Source organism: Microbacterium sp. oral taxon 186 str. F0373, assembly GCF_000411455.1.
GTDB lineage: Bacteria > Actinomycetota > Actinomycetes > Actinomycetales > Microbacteriaceae > Microbacterium.
On sequence record NZ_KE150458.1, the window covers coordinates 162,757 to 176,435 of the forward strand.

General features: G+C 66.4%; 28 protein-coding genes. 24 read left to right on the forward strand and 4 right to left on the reverse strand.

Annotated elements, in window-relative coordinates; genetic code table 11:
• Positions 1-326: 326 nt before the first annotated feature.
• Both HMPREF1529_RS10630 and HMPREF1529_RS10635 read right to left on the reverse strand, forming a co-directional pair.
• The gene (locus HMPREF1529_RS10630; protein ID WP_016464806.1) at positions 327-1,187 is read right to left on the reverse strand and encodes an IS3 family transposase; all 861 of its coding nucleotides are present in this window, start codon (positions 1,185-1,187) and stop codon (positions 327-329) included.
• Entirely contained in the window at positions 1,184-1,483 is a 300-nt protein-coding gene (locus HMPREF1529_RS10635) for a transposase (protein WP_016464807.1), read from the reverse strand. Before HMPREF1529_RS10635 ends, HMPREF1529_RS10630 begins: the two co-directional genes overlap by 4 nt.
• Positions 1,484-1,669: 186 nt before the next feature.
• Between HMPREF1529_RS10635 and HMPREF1529_RS10640 the strand changes: the two genes are divergently transcribed.
• The 5 genes from HMPREF1529_RS10640 to HMPREF1529_RS10665 all read left to right on the forward strand — a co-directional run bounded on the left by HMPREF1529_RS10640 (position 1,670) and on the right by HMPREF1529_RS10665 (position 4,779).
• Entirely contained in the window at positions 1,670-1,921 is a 252-nt protein-coding gene (locus HMPREF1529_RS10640; RefSeq protein ID WP_157533911.1) for a hypothetical protein, read from the forward strand.
• 22 nt (positions 1,922-1,943) lie between these two features.
• Positions 1,944-2,264: a hypothetical protein gene (locus tag HMPREF1529_RS10645; RefSeq protein WP_016464809.1), complete on the forward strand. Its 321-nt coding sequence runs from the start codon at positions 1,944-1,946 to the stop codon at positions 2,262-2,264.
• The gene (locus HMPREF1529_RS10650) at positions 2,261-2,857 is read left to right on the forward strand and encodes a hypothetical protein (protein ID WP_016464810.1); all 597 of its coding nucleotides are present in this window, start codon (positions 2,261-2,263) and stop codon (positions 2,855-2,857) included. The genes HMPREF1529_RS10645 and HMPREF1529_RS10650 overlap by 4 nt, the downstream gene beginning before the upstream one ends.
• Complete coding sequence (locus HMPREF1529_RS10655; RefSeq protein WP_016464811.1) at positions 2,850-3,119, forward strand: hypothetical protein; 270 nt, start codon at positions 2,850-2,852, stop codon at positions 3,117-3,119. Before HMPREF1529_RS10650 ends, HMPREF1529_RS10655 begins: the two co-directional genes overlap by 8 nt.
• A gap of 1,006 nt (positions 3,120-4,125) precedes the next feature.
• A complete protein-coding gene (locus HMPREF1529_RS10665) occupies positions 4,126-4,779 on the forward strand; it encodes a hypothetical protein (RefSeq protein ID WP_016464813.1) in 654 nt (217 codons plus the stop codon).
• Between the two features lie 54 nt (positions 4,780-4,833).
• Here HMPREF1529_RS10665 and HMPREF1529_RS10670 read toward each other — a convergent pair whose 3' ends face one another.
• A complete protein-coding gene (locus tag HMPREF1529_RS10670; RefSeq protein ID WP_016464814.1) occupies positions 4,834-5,286 on the reverse strand; it encodes a hypothetical protein in 453 nt (150 codons plus the stop codon).
• A 45-nt stretch (positions 5,287-5,331) separates the two neighbouring features.
• Positions 5,332-6,009 carry a hypothetical protein gene (locus HMPREF1529_RS15900; protein WP_101306127.1) on the reverse strand — a complete coding sequence of 226 codons (678 nt, stop codon included), beginning with the start codon at positions 6,007-6,009 and terminating at the stop codon, positions 5,332-5,334.
• 120 nt (positions 6,010-6,129) lie between these two features.
• Here HMPREF1529_RS15900 and HMPREF1529_RS10680 point away from each other — a divergent pair, with 120 nt between their 5' ends.
• From HMPREF1529_RS10680 to HMPREF1529_RS10775, 19 genes are all read left to right on the forward strand, one after another.
• Positions 6,130-6,474, forward strand: a complete 345-nt coding sequence (locus HMPREF1529_RS10680) for a hypothetical protein (RefSeq protein ID WP_016464816.1) — start codon at positions 6,130-6,132, stop codon at positions 6,472-6,474.
• A 519-nt stretch (positions 6,475-6,993) separates the two neighbouring features.
• Complete coding sequence (locus tag HMPREF1529_RS15905) at positions 6,994-7,494, forward strand: hypothetical protein (RefSeq protein WP_016464817.1); 501 nt, start codon at positions 6,994-6,996, stop codon at positions 7,492-7,494.
• Positions 7,494-7,805, forward strand: a complete 312-nt coding sequence (locus tag HMPREF1529_RS10695) for a hypothetical protein (RefSeq protein WP_016464818.1) — start codon at positions 7,494-7,496, stop codon at positions 7,803-7,805. The genes HMPREF1529_RS15905 and HMPREF1529_RS10695 overlap by 1 nt, the downstream gene beginning before the upstream one ends.
• A 46-nt stretch (positions 7,806-7,851) precedes the next feature.
• Entirely contained in the window at positions 7,852-7,989 is a 138-nt protein-coding gene (locus tag HMPREF1529_RS15910) for a hypothetical protein (RefSeq protein ID WP_016464819.1), read from the forward strand.
• Positions 7,986-8,234, forward strand: coding sequence for a hypothetical protein (locus HMPREF1529_RS10700; RefSeq protein WP_016464820.1), 249 nt, complete (start codon positions 7,986-7,988; stop codon positions 8,232-8,234). The genes HMPREF1529_RS15910 and HMPREF1529_RS10700 overlap by 4 nt, the downstream gene beginning before the upstream one ends.
• Positions 8,231-8,452, forward strand: a complete 222-nt coding sequence (locus tag HMPREF1529_RS10705; protein WP_016464821.1) for a hypothetical protein — start codon at positions 8,231-8,233, stop codon at positions 8,450-8,452. The genes HMPREF1529_RS10700 and HMPREF1529_RS10705 overlap by 4 nt, the downstream gene beginning before the upstream one ends.
• Positions 8,452-8,745 carry a hypothetical protein gene (locus tag HMPREF1529_RS10710; RefSeq protein ID WP_016464822.1) on the forward strand — a complete coding sequence of 98 codons (294 nt, stop codon included), beginning with the start codon at positions 8,452-8,454 and terminating at the stop codon, positions 8,743-8,745. Before HMPREF1529_RS10705 ends, HMPREF1529_RS10710 begins: the two co-directional genes overlap by 1 nt.
• A gap of 21 nt (positions 8,746-8,766) precedes the next feature.
• Positions 8,767-9,036 (forward strand): hypothetical protein, encoded by a 270-nt coding sequence (locus tag HMPREF1529_RS10715; protein WP_016464823.1) that lies wholly within the window; start codon positions 8,767-8,769, stop codon positions 9,034-9,036.
• 431 nt (positions 9,037-9,467) lie between these two features.
• Positions 9,468-9,668 carry a hypothetical protein gene (locus tag HMPREF1529_RS10725; protein WP_036283322.1) on the forward strand — a complete coding sequence of 67 codons (201 nt, stop codon included), beginning with the start codon at positions 9,468-9,470 and terminating at the stop codon, positions 9,666-9,668.
• Positions 9,665-9,976 carry a hypothetical protein gene (locus HMPREF1529_RS10730; protein WP_016464826.1) on the forward strand — a complete coding sequence of 104 codons (312 nt, stop codon included), beginning with the start codon at positions 9,665-9,667 and terminating at the stop codon, positions 9,974-9,976. Before HMPREF1529_RS10725 ends, HMPREF1529_RS10730 begins: the two co-directional genes overlap by 4 nt.
• A 17-nt stretch (positions 9,977-9,993) precedes the next feature.
• The gene (locus HMPREF1529_RS16135; protein WP_016464827.1) at positions 9,994-10,170 is read left to right on the forward strand and encodes a hypothetical protein; all 177 of its coding nucleotides are present in this window, start codon (positions 9,994-9,996) and stop codon (positions 10,168-10,170) included.
• Positions 10,167-10,514: a hypothetical protein gene (locus HMPREF1529_RS10740; protein ID WP_016464828.1), complete on the forward strand. Its 348-nt coding sequence runs from the start codon at positions 10,167-10,169 to the stop codon at positions 10,512-10,514. Before HMPREF1529_RS16135 ends, HMPREF1529_RS10740 begins: the two co-directional genes overlap by 4 nt.
• 264 nt (positions 10,515-10,778) lie before the next feature.
• Positions 10,779-11,606 carry a hypothetical protein gene (locus HMPREF1529_RS10750; protein ID WP_016464830.1) on the forward strand — a complete coding sequence of 276 codons (828 nt, stop codon included), beginning with the start codon at positions 10,779-10,781 and terminating at the stop codon, positions 11,604-11,606.
• A complete protein-coding gene (locus tag HMPREF1529_RS10755) occupies positions 11,603-11,875 on the forward strand; it encodes a hypothetical protein (RefSeq protein ID WP_016464831.1) in 273 nt (90 codons plus the stop codon). Before HMPREF1529_RS10750 ends, HMPREF1529_RS10755 begins: the two co-directional genes overlap by 4 nt.
• Before the next feature lie 24 nt (positions 11,876-11,899).
• Positions 11,900-12,373 carry a hypothetical protein gene (locus HMPREF1529_RS10760; RefSeq protein ID WP_157533912.1) on the forward strand — a complete coding sequence of 158 codons (474 nt, stop codon included), beginning with the start codon at positions 11,900-11,902 and terminating at the stop codon, positions 12,371-12,373.
• Positions 12,370-12,603 (forward strand): hypothetical protein, encoded by a 234-nt coding sequence (locus HMPREF1529_RS10765; RefSeq protein ID WP_016464833.1) that lies wholly within the window; start codon positions 12,370-12,372, stop codon positions 12,601-12,603. The genes HMPREF1529_RS10760 and HMPREF1529_RS10765 overlap by 4 nt, the downstream gene beginning before the upstream one ends.
• A gap of 44 nt (positions 12,604-12,647) precedes the next feature.
• Complete coding sequence (locus tag HMPREF1529_RS15915) at positions 12,648-12,821, forward strand: hypothetical protein (RefSeq protein WP_157533913.1); 174 nt, start codon at positions 12,648-12,650, stop codon at positions 12,819-12,821.
• The gene (locus HMPREF1529_RS10770) at positions 12,818-13,366 is read left to right on the forward strand and encodes a hypothetical protein (protein ID WP_016464835.1); all 549 of its coding nucleotides are present in this window, start codon (positions 12,818-12,820) and stop codon (positions 13,364-13,366) included. The genes HMPREF1529_RS15915 and HMPREF1529_RS10770 overlap by 4 nt, the downstream gene beginning before the upstream one ends.
• Positions 13,366-13,662: a hypothetical protein gene (locus tag HMPREF1529_RS10775; RefSeq protein WP_016464836.1), complete on the forward strand. Its 297-nt coding sequence runs from the start codon at positions 13,366-13,368 to the stop codon at positions 13,660-13,662. The genes HMPREF1529_RS10770 and HMPREF1529_RS10775 overlap by 1 nt, the downstream gene beginning before the upstream one ends.
• Positions 13,663-13,679: the final 17 nt, after the last annotated feature.

Genomic DNA, 13,679 nt, shown 5'->3' on the forward strand with positions numbered 1-13,679 from the left:
CGATCCTCCGGCGAACCATCTCACTCCCGTCCTGCCCGAAGCAGAGCGCTTGGCTGGGTTGGAGGCGGATGCGATCTACTACGACGACGTGACGTCTATCGCGGAAGCGATTGTTGGGCACGCGATCGTCGGTGCAGAACGTGTGCAGGGGGGGGCAGCGGGGAGGTCTCGATTCTCACGCTGGACGATGCCACTGAGCTGCATGTGTTCGCGAACGAGGGCTGCCCCGAGTGTCCGGCGGGGGAGTTCGGAATCGACGCGATCGCCGCCTTCCCGAACGTCATCGGAGCTGAACCCGGTTCTGTGGACACGGGTTGTGTGTTGAATTATGCCGCGATGGCGGCGTGATGGGTGTTCTCGAACTCGAGTGGTGAGACGTCGCCGATGCCGGAGTGGCGGCGTTTCGGGTTGTACCAGGCCTCGATCCATTCGAAGATCGCCTGCCCCAGTTCGTCTCGGCTCTGCCAAGCCTGCTGGTCGAAGAGTTCGCGTTGCATCGTCGACCAGAACGACTCCATAAGGCCGTTGTCAACGCTGGACGCGACCCGGCCCATCGATCCGAGCAGCCCTGCTTGACGGAGCCGGTGCCCGAACACCCACGAGGTGTATTGGGATCCGCGGTCCGAATGCACCACCGTGCCAGGCTCGGGTTTGCGTCGCCACCTCGCCATATCAAGCGCGTCGACGACGAGCTCCGCCCGGATGTGATCGGCGATCGCCCACCCGACCACGCGGCGGGAGAACACGTCCACGACGGCCGCGCAATAGACCTTCCCGGTCCTCGTCGGATGTTCCGTGATGTCCGTGACCCAGAGCTTGTCCGGGCGGTCCGCGACGAACTGGCGTTTCACGAGATCCTCGTGCGGGGCCGGCAGCGGGCGATTCTTCCCGCGTTTGCGGCGGTGGCTGATCCCCGCGATCCCGGCCCGGCGCATCAGCCGGGCCACCCGCTTCTTTCCGCATCGGATCTGCAACCCGAGCCGCAGCTCCGCGTGCACGCGCCTCGCGCCGTAGCTGGTTCGAGATTCTCGGTGAATGCGGATGATCGTGACCGTCAGCTCCTCGTCGACGCGTGCTCGCTCCGAGGGAAGGCGACTCTTCCACGCATAGAACCCCGACCGCGAGACCCGCAGGACCCGGCAGGCAAGGGCCGCGTCGATCCCGGTGGCCACGAGGTGCTCGATCACCGGGAAGACCCTTTTGGGCCGACCACCTCCCGAGCGAAGTACGCCGACGCCTGCCGGAGGATCTCGATCTCCGCAGCCTGAACCCGGTTCTCGCGTCGCAGCCGCACCAGCTCGGCCCGTTCGTCCGAGGTCACGCCTTCCTGGACGCCCTCGTCGACATCGGCGATCTTCATCCATCGGCGCAGACACGACTCGCTGATTCCCAGATCGGCCGCGAGCTGCGCAATCGGCTTTTCCTTGGACCGCGCGAGCGCGACTGCCCTCCGACGAAACTCCACCGGGTGAGCTACAGGCATGATGACTCCTTCACGAACGACTCTCGCCGCTCAGATCAGGTGTCCACAAGACCGGGTTCAGCTCCATCACCCGCGTAGAGGTGGTGGACGATCGCGCGGACCGCTTCGGCGACGACGCCATGGCGCGCCTGGAGCTCAATGTCTACGCGCAGGGCGCCTCAGCCACCGTGGTGGAAGCTTCCGGCAGTGAAGGCAATGGCTACTACGGTCGCGGGTTCACGATCGTGGTCGTACATCCAGGCCATTCTCGTCATCGTGGAGGGTGACATCTCGCCCGGTGCGGGCGTTGGCCCCGACCCGGTTGACCGCTATAGGGGTGTTCGGGCGCTGTTCAACGCGGACCTGCACGCCATCGATCCGACATACGCGCCACGCGAGGACTGGATCATCCTCGACCCGTTGACGATCGAGCATCTGAGGCCGGTCGGACAACGCTGACCCGACCGTGCATGTGGAGGGCATGGATGACAGCCCGAAGATCGACCGCTACACGCGAGTGAACGCCTCCGCCTTGATCGTCTTCGATGAGCGGGGCGGGAACGAGTTCAACGGGGTCGACGGCCGCACCCTCCACGCACTGGCCAACCGTGGCCTCGTGTGGTTCGAGCGTGTCGCCCCGTGGGCGAAGACGAAGCGCTACCGCGGCGGGCTGACACCGAAAGGGCGGCGGGTGCTCGAACTGCTTGAACCGCACAATCCGGTCCAAGGCGAGGCTGGCCCCGTTGAGTCGATCGGGATCGAGTCAAGTTCCGCAGGCCACAGGGAACAGGACCAGCAATGACGATCGAGCTTGCATCCCCGCCTCAGCCGGTGCCGGCGCGGGAGACGGAGCGTTCGATGCTGGATCGGCTGCGCGTCCGGTACGGGCGCACGTATAAGAACGGACCCTACGTGGGTCGGCAGTTCGCGATCGCGGAGCACGTCGCGACAAAGCCCGGTGCTTGGGGTGGCGATCGCATCGCAGACGCGATCGTGCTTGACACGTGGGGAGTCCCGCACGCCGAGTTGACCGAGCCCGAGCGCCTCGACACCCGTTGGGGCGAGCGGCAGTCCGTCCACGGCTTCGAGGTGAAGGTGTCGCGCTCAGACTGGCTCACGGAGCTGCGCGACCCGGAGAAGGCCGAAGCCTGGGCGCGGTACTGCCACTACTTCTGGCTTGTCGCCGCCGACCGGAGCATCGTCCGTGATGATCTGCCGGACGGATGGGGACTTCTCGTGCCGCATGGCACGTCGTTGCGCGCCGCCGTGAAGCCAACGCGGCGAACCGCTCTCGCGATGCCCCTGCCGATCGTCGTCTCGATCGCTCGCGCCGTGCAGAAGACCGAGGTCGACATGGCTCACCGATCGGCCGGACGGGGGGCCGACGATGGCTAAGCCCAGCGATCGCCTCATTGCTCGCCTCATCGCGGAAGGTCACATCGAGCCGGGTGAATACCGCGTCGAGCGCACTTACGCCGGATTCTGGCAGCGCCGCGAGGGCGCTTTCTCATGGGATCTCGTGACCGCCGATGGACAGCATGCCAATGTCGGTTCGCAGTATTCCGTCAAGGAGTGCGCCAGCGCCGAGGCGTGGGAGTGGTTCGGTGAGGGCATCATCCCAGGACGTACAGCGGCGCAACCGGGAGGTTCGGAGTGAACGACCTGCCGCACATCCACGACTTCGTCTGCTTCTCGGCTAGCGTTGCCCGCTGGATCGCGAGGACCAGGAATCGGCCGAACCGATGGTCCGCACGCCGACGTGCGACTGCCCATGCCACACGACACCCGGAATCATGCACGTCGCGGCGTGCTGCTCGACAAGGCTCACGGCCCACACCCCGCCGCAGGATCGAACGATGAGCGAGACGCTGGGGGATGGTGTGAGCGAACGATGACCACGATCCAGCCGCTCCCATGCCCGGCCACGTGGGACGAGTTCGAGGCAACCAAGTCGCAGCTCATCGACACGCTCGGGCGTCCGCTCGTAAGCGAGTGGTGTGCGGCGTGTCGGTGCTCACACTTCACGGTCGAGCCGCATCTGTCGCAGGTGCCCTGTCCTGACTGCGGATCCACCTCAACTCGGTGCGTGCGGGGGTCTGGCTTCGAAGCGGCAGAGTGGCATAAAGCCCGCCGTGACGTATTCGATCGCCTGCGCGACCAGCTGGAGGCGTCCGGTGTCCCGCAGGTAGCGAGATGGGGTGATCCTGTCGTCAATGACGACTGAACGAGAGATGCTCTATCTGCTGACCGCGCTAGACCGCCGTGCCGCGAGGGACGCTCGCGGACAGGTGGGGGCGGGCGGAGCGCGTGCAGTACCCGGGTATCCCTTACGCCGACACCGTGCATGTGTTCCTCATGAGGACTACCGATGAACCAAGGTGGGTTGCGTGTTCGGCCAAGGAGTTCGGGCCGTCGGGGGTCAAGCGTCACCTCGCGCGACGAGGCGCGCTGGACACACTGTGTGGGTTCTCGGCGACCTTCCCGGAAATCTGGCGTGCGAACACGGTGAAACCGAAGTGCCCGGCCTGTGAGCGAATCGAGAAGTCGCTGCCCACGTTCGCTTCGCGCACGCCCGGTCACGTCGACGGCATCCGCCTGCCGCACACAGCGGAGCGTGCCATCGTGGACGCGGTTGCCACGATGGCCGCCGGTAAGGTGCTGTCGTGACTGCCGGACAAGCGATCGTGACGTGGGACGTGCAGGATGAATCCGAACGGCTTGTGGGTGTCCCCGATGTAGCTCTCGCGTCGACGCTGAGTTCCGCGCTCGACCAGGTGTACGCGCTCCGCAGTGTGTTCGCGCACGCCGCGCTTGAGCTGAAGCGTGCCCTTTCGTACGCGGGGTTCGCCCGCTCCCGCCGCCAATCTGGGGAGTTGCAGGTGTCGCTCCTGGTTCGCGCCGCATCCGGCGATGTGGACCGTGTCATCACCGCTTGTGAGAAGCGTCGAGTCGAGCAGGCGCCGAAGATCGAAGGCATCTCTCTGCCTTCCCGTTTCGTGGTCCCCGTGCTCACGCCCACCGGAGAGGCGAACAACCCTGTCCTTCGTCTCGCAGTCTGCTACGCGTACCGTGAGGTGTTTCAGCTTCGCCAGCTCGCCACGTACGAGGCCGGGGTCGTGCGCAACCATGACACTCCGTCGGGTCCGAAGGCGGTTCGCGCGATCCTCCAGAACATCGACATGGATCTGCTGTGGGCGGCCCGTGATCCTTCAGCGACGCCGCGGAGCGCCTATGATCGCGCAGACTCGCTCCGCCGTGTCGGAGTGCCGGAGTACCTGACTCGTTCGAGCTACGAGAAGGAGCTTGGACTCAACTGATCTGAAGCATCGCGCTTGATGCTGGACGTTTTTCGTTGCGGGTGTGGTGGCAGGTCAGTACAGCTGAAGACCGGGGTGATGGAAGCTGTCTGCCTGGCCGAGCGGACTGGACCAGTGCACATCGAACCGCGTGTCGCGCCTGTCGAGGACGGCCGCTGCGATTGTGCCGCTCAGCTGCGAATGGAGGCCTGCGCGTGCCGAGGCGCCGGCCTCGATGTTCCCAAGACGGAACGCCTGTGGCCCTCGCGGAAAGTCGATCACCAGTGTGACGTCTTGCGCGGCGGTGAGACCCGTGTTGGTCAACTCGAACGTCGGCGGATCCGCGGCCGACACATCATCTGCCCACTTCCCGTGCCAGCTGACCGCGCGAAACTCACGCTCTCGAGCATCGATGCGATCCTGCAACCGGAAGGCATCGCCCGCTCGCTGGTCCGCTCGCCACGCAGCCGCAAGCGAGCCGACCGCGACGAGCAACGCGACGAGTGCGATCCAGTCTGAGAGTGTCATGGTCGCGAGCGTACCCTCGGACCGAAAGTGGCGACGATCATGAGGTCAGTCGGCGTGTGGGAGCCGTTTCGCCGGAGGGAGCGTCTCCTGCGCCCCATCTACTCCGGCTCGCTCGACCTTCAGGTTGATGTCGTAGGCGGCAACGACAGCCATCGAGTTTCCGAGTTGATCGACGACGTTCTCACGCCAGTAGTTAACCCGTCGGCGTGACCGCCTCAACTCCTCGGCGAGCTGCGGCGGCACTTCGGGATCATCCATCAGCACATCGAGCGCTTCGGCGCCGGGCGCGTACAGTTCGGTGATTCGCTGTAACGCCATCGCGCGTTCTTCGTGCTCAAGAGTCAGCAGCTTCGTTTCGGCCCGGATCTTGCTGGCTTCAGCGTCGATCTTGCGGGCCTGGGCGGCGTCCAGTTCGATCGCTGCTTGCTCACGCTCCGCCGCCGCGCTGTTCTTGGCGGCCGCCGATAGCTTCTCCACAGCCTTGGCTACCGCCAGAATCGTTGTTGCGATGACCCCTGGGATGGCAATCACGACAAGGAAGTCACTGCCGTAACGGGTTCGTGTGACAGTGCACCTTGAGTCGTCTACACCGTTCGCACGAGCGGACACCCCTACGATGCCGCTCAAGGATCGAACCAGCTCGGCGTACTCGCCAATGGAGAGGTCATCGGGCAACTTGCGCGTGGCTGTGAGAAACGCTGTGGGTTGAGACACGTTCGACATAGTTCGAACACTATCGATGAGCCGCTCGTAAGCCTTCCGCCGACGTGTCTGCGCGTGTGGGTGTCCGGCGGATCGGTTGCGGAAGCGTTGGGTCGCTCGGGAACTGTGCATGTGCAGCTCATGGCAGATTTCAGTGACCAGCAGCTGTTGGAGGTCTTCGAGAAGCACTATCTGGTGCCGACCGACGATGAGTTCTACGATCGAGCTTCCCTCACCCGTGGGCTGCGAGAGGTGGAACGTCTTCGCGCGTCGGATGAGCAGACCGTCGAACGACTGGCTGCTTACCTCTACTCGCTGGGTCCTTTCTGGTCGTTCGCGCGGGGTGAGAACGTGCCATGGGATGATCCGGACCCTGTCTGGATCGCCAAGTGGAAGTGGCGCGAACAAGCTCGAGTCATCTTGGAGGTGGTCTTCAGTGCGGACCCTTCCGCACCGGTGGCTACTGGCGTCGAGGATGCGCGATGAATCCCGACATCTGCTCGCCTGAGTACCAGCGAATGACCCTCGCCCGGAACACGTCCGCAGCTGTTGAGTCAGCGCGACGGCATCATCTGCACCAGGTGGCGATTGCGCGACGCCGGAAGGCGAAGCGGGGTGGGCGGCGGTGAGCCAGTGCTTGCAAGTCTGGGAGCGACTTCACCCTGGCGACCGGGTCGTCTGGGGTTATTGCAGGCAGCCGCTGGGCCACTCCGGGCCGTGCGGTCCTGAGCAGGATACTGGCCGGGACTCCGCCTGATGGGTATCGGTGTTCCCCGGCTGGCTATCTCTCGGGACGGAGTCGTATCGGCGGCGGCGGGCGGCCGAACCTACGGATCCGCGCGCCGAGACGGGTCACGCTGGACCGCCAGCTGCGCGAGTTGCAGCACATCGTTCAGTGGTCCGACAATGCGTCACGTTGTGACCGCGCTCCGTGACCATCGCGAAATCGCAGACGCATCGCACCCCGAGTGACTCCTAGCCGATCGGACCGTGCATGTGAGCATCATGAACATCTGCACCGTCCACGAGGATGCCCATCACTGGGATGAAGAACAAGTCGAAGACGGCATCGTCCGTCAGCGGTGCGCGTGTGGCGAAACTCGTACCTTCCGTGAGGAGCCCGAAACCATCGCGGAAGAGGATGCCCGACTTCTCGCCGAGCAGTCCACGCACGAGCAGCTCGTCAGCGCACGTATCGCCGAGTTGGAGAACGAGGGAATCGGCGACGCTCTGCACGGCGCCTTGGACATCCTTTTGAACCCTGCAATGGTGCCGGCGGAGCGCCGCGCCGCGGAGATCGCGGCCCACGTTCTTCGCATCATCGCCGAGCGCGACGTCGCCCATCAGACACTGCATGCCCCCGATCTGTCTCGGATCGACCGCGTCGAAGTCATCGATGGAACGGGCCGCGCGTTCGCGCGCCGGTACGAGATCGTGGGCGCGTCGCTTGCCGTGCAGGACGATGGCGGCACGCTGAAGGTGCTCGCCGGCGGGAGGGCGCACTGATGGCCGAGGAACCGCAGCTGGCGAACTGGACCAGGGAGCGAGTGTCGGCGATGAATCGGCTCGCGTTCGCACGTGCGCAGAACCGTGACCTCCTGCAAGCGGAGTCTGATGCCCGCATCGACCTGGCCGCCGCGATCATGGCGATGGACGAGACGGCGGACCGGCCTGGTCGCCACAACCTCGTCGAGCAGCAGGCCGTCAACGACGCGCTCACCGCATACGGCAACGCCCTCGCGGATCTGATCAGAGGCGAGAAGAGCGAACCCGCGCCGGTGGTGGACGTCCCCAGGGCCGAGGGATCGATCGCATGAGCGTCGGGTACAGCTATCGGCTAAGGCCGCGCAGGACGCGGATATCGTGCTCGTGCTGCGAGAGGGAGCGCTCGAGATCGTGAAGCACCGGCACGGGGCGACCGCCACGATCCCCGTGCGCTGGGAACCTGAGTTCGTCGACCGGCAGCTGATGACCGTCCCCGAGGAGAGGACCGCAGGATGAGCACGAAGGACCCGTACAACCGCACCGTCCACGGCTGGGCGGCGGACGGCAGTGAGATCGCCCGCTACGACCGGACGGGGAAGTGGTACCTCGAACCGTTGCCTGCGAGCGGTCGGAAGCGTCGGCAGCTGAAGATCGCGGATGCGGCGCACATCGCGTTCCGCGGCAAGGTCGTGTTCGGCCGCCCGGGCGGGATGCAGTTCGACAAGCTCGTCCGCGACGAGCAGAGACGCGCCGAGTCGTGAAGCTGTCAAAGATCTCCGCCGGTCGCTACCTCCTTGGCCACTGGTACATCATCCGCACCGAGTGGAAGCGGGAGGGTCCGCGCGGCGGGAGCCGGTGGCTGTGGGAGCTGGGGGAGGCGGACGAGCACGGAGACGTCGTGCTCGATGGGCTCACGTCGTTCCCGACCCTCCGCGAGGCGGTCGCATGGATCCGCGCGGAGGATGGGAAGGACAGCTGATGACACTCTGCGTCTGTGATGGGCCACCGCACCCGTACGACCCGAGCTGGTGCGTCGGTGGTTTGAAGCCTGCGCGGGGTGAGCCGCGCGGGGAGTCGGGATCGGTCCCTCCGCTGGTCCGTCAGCAGTCTCGTTCGACGAGCACGTCGAGCGCCATCGAGGTGGTCGTGGTCGTCGACGGTGTCCGCTGCTCGCAGCAGATGGTCGGCGACGCGAACGACGGTCTGTTCGCTACGCAGGTCGGCCGCGCGGTGACGGCGGCCATCCTCGAGCACGGATCGCGGCGACGCTGACCTACCGTGCATGTGGAGGGTATGACCGACGACGAGCGCGAACCCCGCATCCGGTGGAAGGGCATCTCCTGCGAGGAGAGCGAAGAGCACCTGCAGCTGATGGGGGAGGAGCGCTTCGTCTACTCGTCCCTGACGGACATCGGCGGGACGTACGGTGAGCCGCGGATCGAGACGATCTGGGCACGGAAGGACGCGCCCGACGAGCCGATCCTGAAGAACGTCCGCCACCCCGACCCCGACGGCGGACCCGATGTCGCCCGCTGTGAGCACTGGTTCGCGGAGGTCGAGTGATGGCGGTCCCTTGGGACTGGATGCCGCGCCCCGATGTCGGACGCTCGCGCGGGTGCGCCCACTTCGGTGTCATCGATCGCCGGAGCGGCCACCGGCGCGAGTGCCGGGCGCTCCCACGACGCGGCACCAAGCACTGCGTCACGCACACTCCGACCGATATCAGCTGACGCGCGCCTGGTCCGCGACAAGTCGCGTGCTCGCCGGCTGGTCGTTCTCGCTCCCGTGGGCGTCATCGGGCGGCTGCACAAGGAGAAGCGGTACGCGAACCGACGCCAGTGGTTCGCCGTCTGCACGGGCGATGCCACCGAGGCGTTCGAGCCCTGCTACTGGGAGAGCAGCATCGAATTCGGTCAGCGAGACGCCGCGACCGAACTCGTCGCGCACTTTCGCCGCACCCACGCTCGGACCGCGCCACCGTGCATGTGAGGGGCATGACCAGCACACCTGCCGCGGCGCCGAGCACCGACAAGACGACCGATGCCGAGGCGATCATCGAAGTCCTCAAGCAGCACATGTCCGGCCCCAACGGATGCACCTGCGGGGACGCTCCGGAGGTGTTCTGGGAGCGGGAGCTCCACGCCCACATCGCCGAGGTAATGCTCGCTGACGGGTGGACGAGGGCCGCGCAGTGACCGCCGAGGAGAACCGCTCGTACCGCGTCACCCGCACGCGCGTGGTCGTCGAAACCGTGACCGTGCACCGCATGCCATCCCTCGAAGCGGCGATCCGCGCCGTCGACGAAGGCATCGACATGGGGACGATGCCCGTCAACGAGGCATCTACCACGAAGCCGTGGACAGCCGTCATGCTCTGCCCCCACTGCGGCCAGGAGACCCTGCGTGCATCCGACGGGTGGGCGGAGTGCACCAGCGGCTTCCTCTGCGGGTGGACCGAGTTCGACGACTCCCTCGAGCGCGCTCGCGCAGCCGGCCTCGTCTGACCGTGCATGTGGGAGACATGACCTCCGACGCCCAGTTCGACGCGACCATCGCCGCGTTCGCCCGCTACAACGCGCGGCCACGGATCTCCGAAGAGGAGCAGAAGCGGCGGGAAGCCGAAGCGCACCGCAAGGACCCGAAGCACGTGAAGGCGCTCGCGAAGCGCCGGAAGGCAAAGCGAGGTGGCCCGCGATGACTGAGCATGCCGCGGCGCGAGATGCCGCATGGGGAGAGTTCCGGGACGGCGCGGACTATCAGCCGACGGACCGCTACGACGCGCGAGCTCCGTTCAACGCCGGGTTCACTGCTGGCGTTGAGGTCGGGAAGCTCGACGGGCGGTGGGTGGCTGGCATCCTCGGCGACATCAGCGATGACGCACTCGGAATGCTTCAGGACTCGAACGCGCGGCTGTCGGCGGCGGAGGAGGGGCTCGCCCGGATCGTGAACTACTGCGAGAACCAGGGCGACAAGTTCCATCACCACGCCGACCGCGTCCTCGAGATGGTCCGCCCGACCATCGGTGGCGACGCCCGTGGGTGAGCGTGCACAGCCGAACCGGCGCCGCTGCCTGCAGGTCGGGTGCAACCCGAAACTCATCGGGGACGCCGCCGCGGCAGCGCACCGCGCCGAGACCGGCCACCGGACCGCAGCCTGGCCGGTCCGCTCTGCTGAGGGCCGCCGCCGGGCGAAGGTGCGGAACCGGACCGGATACTACGACAAGTACAACGTCGGCGCGAAGGCCCACCGGTCCAGCCGTGGCTCCGGCGGCGATGAGTACGCATTCGGCGAAGGGGATGGCCTCGGATGAGCGACGACTTCACGATCATGGGCCATGAGACCCACGGGCAGTGCTTCTGCGGCCCTCGCGCGCACTGCAACGACGACGCATCCTGCCAGGGCGGGTGCGGCTGGACCCCGCCGGCGCGCAGGTGCGAGGCGCGCGACCCGCACGCGGCCGCGACGGCACACGGATCCCGCTGCGTCCTCGACGATGACGGACACGAAGACCACCGGGACACGTTCGGGGAGATGTTCACCACTCATGACGCGGAGCCCGTCGCGTGGAGGGACCGGCACGGCGACATCTGGCGTCTCGGCGAGGACGGTCGAATGCACTCCCCGGAGACCGCACCGTTCAGCCGCGAGCACGTCGAGAAGAAGTGGGGACCCCTGGTCGCGGTCCGTCACGCACCGCCGCTGACCGAGGCGGAAGAGCGACGGATGCTGATCGAAGCGGCCGTATCCGCCATCGAGCCCTGCGTAACGAACCGGACGGCCGCCTGGAACACCTGGAACGAGATCGCCTCCAACCCGGCGTTCGTCCGCGCGATCCGCGCCGTGCACGCCGACGAGGCCGATGAGCACGCCGCAGCGATCGCCACCTCCCGCACCGCGGTGGCAGCATCCATCACCGAGCTGCTGTCGAAGCTGAACGACCCCGACCCGCAGGAACGGCCCGGACTGTTCGACCTCGTGCAGATGCTCCAGCTCGCCCGCGACATGCTCGAGGAGCCCGACACCGACGCCCGCCTCTCCGGATGCCCCGGATGCGACGCCGGCGTCCCGCCCCACACGGGCGAAGGCCCGCTGTGCGGTCCGCTCTGCCTGACTCTGCCCGGATCCGTCGGATGAAGAACGTCCGTCCCACGATGTGCCGGGACTACTCCGGACTCTTCAACTCGCCGAACACGATCCGCATCGACGGCAAGCCAATCGGGCTGTGGTGGAGGGAGCAAGTCTGGGGACCCGGCAACATCACCGACCACCTCTACCGCGCACTCTGCGCGAGGTGCGATCTGGTCCTCGACGATTCTTTCCTCCTGTGCGAGCTCCGCGCCGCGTTCGCTGGGCACTGGCAGGCCGTGCACCGGGAGACTGACCGCGGCCCCGACGGCATCTGATGGACCACTGTGCATGTGGGGACCATGATCAGCTTCTTTGACGCACCTCAGAGCTCGCCCATGGTTGTTGTGGCGCTCATCTTGGGCTCCGCTGCTGCCATCGCATTCATCGTGGCCACTGTGCGTTTCCCAGAGGGTGCTCGTCGCGGCGGCAAGGCCGTTGTGATCTTGGGTGGCCTTGTGCTCGTCCTCCTTTCCGCAGTCACCACGGCTTCCATAGGCCTGAGCGAGGAGAGACAGACCCGTGCGGAGAACTATCGGTCGCAGATCGAGGACGTGTACGGGACACAGCTGACAGTCCAACAGGTGCGCGAGCTGGGGTTCCCGATGGATGAGCCGAGCAAACCGGCTAGCTATTCCACAATCTCCGTCATCGTCGGGGAGGGCGCGCACGCCACCTCGCAGGACATCCGCCTGATCTGGGACGGCGGCGCATTCCGTCTGCTTACGAGGTTGCCGTCGAACAACTGGGTCGACCTCGCGTCGGTGAAGTCATGATCAGTTTCACGCCGCTGCACTCTAACCGACGCGAGCGGGCGCTCAAGAGACGTCTCGACCGTGAGTTGCGTCGTGTCCGCGAGCTCGGACTCAGGCTCGAGATCGCCCGACGCAGTGAAGCCACGATCCGGGGGCAGATCGCTGACGACGCACGGGCCCGGGCTGAACGGGAGCGGCTCGCGGTGCGTGAAGCGTTCCTCCGATGCCGGGCGCTCGGCGGTGCCCAGTGAGCACGCGCCGGACTCAGCCGCAATCGGCATACCCGCCGTACGAGGTGCAACACCAGCAGAAGGAGCGGGCGCGCTGGATGATGCTCGCCAGACCGGACTGGACACTCACCGTCGAGGACGCGCAGTTCTCCCACGACTTCCTCGGAAGCCCGGTCCCGCTCAGCGGCGACCTCCGCCCGACCGACATCCATCCGCAGCCGAAGGAGCTGACAGCATGACCGCTTTCCCTCAGTACGCCAAGACCACCAACCCCGACGTCATCGCTGCCGTCGCCCGTAACGTGGAAGGTGTCAGCGCCTTTCACGCGTCCGCGTGCGCGTTCGCCGAAGCCCACGGCGCAGAGAAGGGCGGCTACTACCCGAGCGCGTTCGCCGGCATGCACCGCATCCGCGCGATCGCGGCCGGAACGAAGCCCACGACAGGACGATGGAAGCGTGGGTACGCCGGGTATGGGTGGCTCCCGTTCAAGAACGACCCGCTGCATGACGAGTTCGAAGCGATCCGGTTCGACGAGGAGTCACTGCCCGGTCTCCCGGACATGCTGCGTGGACCATACCTCCCGAACGGCCAGCACATGCTGTACACCCCGCAGCCATTCCTCTGGGGTGACGCCGTCTACGTGGGGTTCAGCGGTGCGCCCGTCGAGGACGGCACGAAGCAGCCCGATATCGCTGACGGGGGCTGGGTCGAGATCCTCGCCAGCGAGTACCACGCCGCCCGTGAAGCGTTCAACGCGGCGGCTGCGGAGAAGCAAGCCGCCTGATGACCGCGCTCCCGACAGCGGCGACCGTAACCCTCGGCGCCCAGACCGTCACCATCCCCGTCGAGTACGGCACCGCCATCCGCGAAGGCGGGGGAGAACTGTGGGATCACGAGCCGCTCTGGCGCGGATACCCCGGCGCGCCGTCGGGCGCCGCCGACCAGGCGTGGGCTCGCGCGCAAGAACACTTCGCTGAGGAGCAAGCGACCAAGGATCCGAGCGACCGCGAAGGGATCGAGCTCGTGCTGGTTTGGCGGCTCGCCGCCGACGTCACGGCTTCGTGGGCGCCCTTCAACTGAGACCGTGCATGTGGACG

What these genes read in the sequence shown, in the direction of transcription:
- HMPREF1529_RS10635 (WP_016464807.1), bottom strand. Translation starts at nt 1,483, where the DNA reads ATGCCTGTAGCTCACCCGGTGGAGTTTCGTCGGAGGGCAGTCGCGCTC.
- HMPREF1529_RS10760 (WP_157533912.1), top strand. Translation starts at nt 11,900, where the DNA reads ATGATCAGCTTCTTTGACGCACCTCAGAGCTCGCCCATGGTTGTTGTG.
- HMPREF1529_RS10755 (WP_016464831.1), top strand. Translation starts at nt 11,603, where the DNA reads ATGAAGAACGTCCGTCCCACGATGTGCCGGGACTACTCCGGACTCTTC.
- HMPREF1529_RS16135 (WP_016464827.1), top strand. Translation starts at nt 9,994, where the DNA reads ATGACCTCCGACGCCCAGTTCGACGCGACCATCGCCGCGTTCGCCCGC.
- HMPREF1529_RS10695 (WP_016464818.1), top strand. Translation starts at nt 7,494, where the DNA reads ATGGCCGAGGAACCGCAGCTGGCGAACTGGACCAGGGAGCGAGTGTCG.
- HMPREF1529_RS15905 (WP_016464817.1), top strand. Translation starts at nt 6,994, where the DNA reads ATGAACATCTGCACCGTCCACGAGGATGCCCATCACTGGGATGAAGAA.
- HMPREF1529_RS10725 (WP_036283322.1), top strand. Translation starts at nt 9,468, where the DNA reads ATGACCAGCACACCTGCCGCGGCGCCGAGCACCGACAAGACGACCGAT.
- HMPREF1529_RS10650 (WP_016464810.1), top strand. Translation starts at nt 2,261, where the DNA reads ATGACGATCGAGCTTGCATCCCCGCCTCAGCCGGTGCCGGCGCGGGAG.
- HMPREF1529_RS10750 (WP_016464830.1), top strand. Translation starts at nt 10,779, where the DNA reads ATGAGCGACGACTTCACGATCATGGGCCATGAGACCCACGGGCAGTGC.
- HMPREF1529_RS10710 (WP_016464822.1), top strand. Translation starts at nt 8,452, where the DNA reads ATGACACTCTGCGTCTGTGATGGGCCACCGCACCCGTACGACCCGAGC.
- HMPREF1529_RS10655 (WP_016464811.1), top strand. Translation starts at nt 2,850, where the DNA reads ATGGCTAAGCCCAGCGATCGCCTCATTGCTCGCCTCATCGCGGAAGGT.
- HMPREF1529_RS10740 (WP_016464828.1), top strand. Translation starts at nt 10,167, where the DNA reads ATGACTGAGCATGCCGCGGCGCGAGATGCCGCATGGGGAGAGTTCCGG.
- HMPREF1529_RS10680 (WP_016464816.1), top strand. Translation starts at nt 6,130, where the DNA reads ATGGCAGATTTCAGTGACCAGCAGCTGTTGGAGGTCTTCGAGAAGCAC.
- HMPREF1529_RS10775 (WP_016464836.1), top strand. Translation starts at nt 13,366, where the DNA reads ATGACCGCGCTCCCGACAGCGGCGACCGTAACCCTCGGCGCCCAGACC.
- HMPREF1529_RS15900 (WP_101306127.1), bottom strand. Translation starts at nt 6,009, where the DNA reads ATGTCGAACGTGTCTCAACCCACAGCGTTTCTCACAGCCACGCGCAAG.
- HMPREF1529_RS10715 (WP_016464823.1), top strand. Translation starts at nt 8,767, where the DNA reads ATGACCGACGACGAGCGCGAACCCCGCATCCGGTGGAAGGGCATCTCC.
- HMPREF1529_RS10670 (WP_016464814.1), bottom strand. Translation starts at nt 5,286, where the DNA reads ATGACACTCTCAGACTGGATCGCACTCGTCGCGTTGCTCGTCGCGGTC.
- HMPREF1529_RS10700 (WP_016464820.1), top strand. Translation starts at nt 7,986, where the DNA reads ATGAGCACGAAGGACCCGTACAACCGCACCGTCCACGGCTGGGCGGCG.
- HMPREF1529_RS10770 (WP_016464835.1), top strand. Translation starts at nt 12,818, where the DNA reads ATGACCGCTTTCCCTCAGTACGCCAAGACCACCAACCCCGACGTCATC.
- HMPREF1529_RS10765 (WP_016464833.1), top strand. Translation starts at nt 12,370, where the DNA reads ATGATCAGTTTCACGCCGCTGCACTCTAACCGACGCGAGCGGGCGCTC.
- HMPREF1529_RS10645 (WP_016464809.1), top strand. Translation starts at nt 1,944, where the DNA reads ATGGATGACAGCCCGAAGATCGACCGCTACACGCGAGTGAACGCCTCC.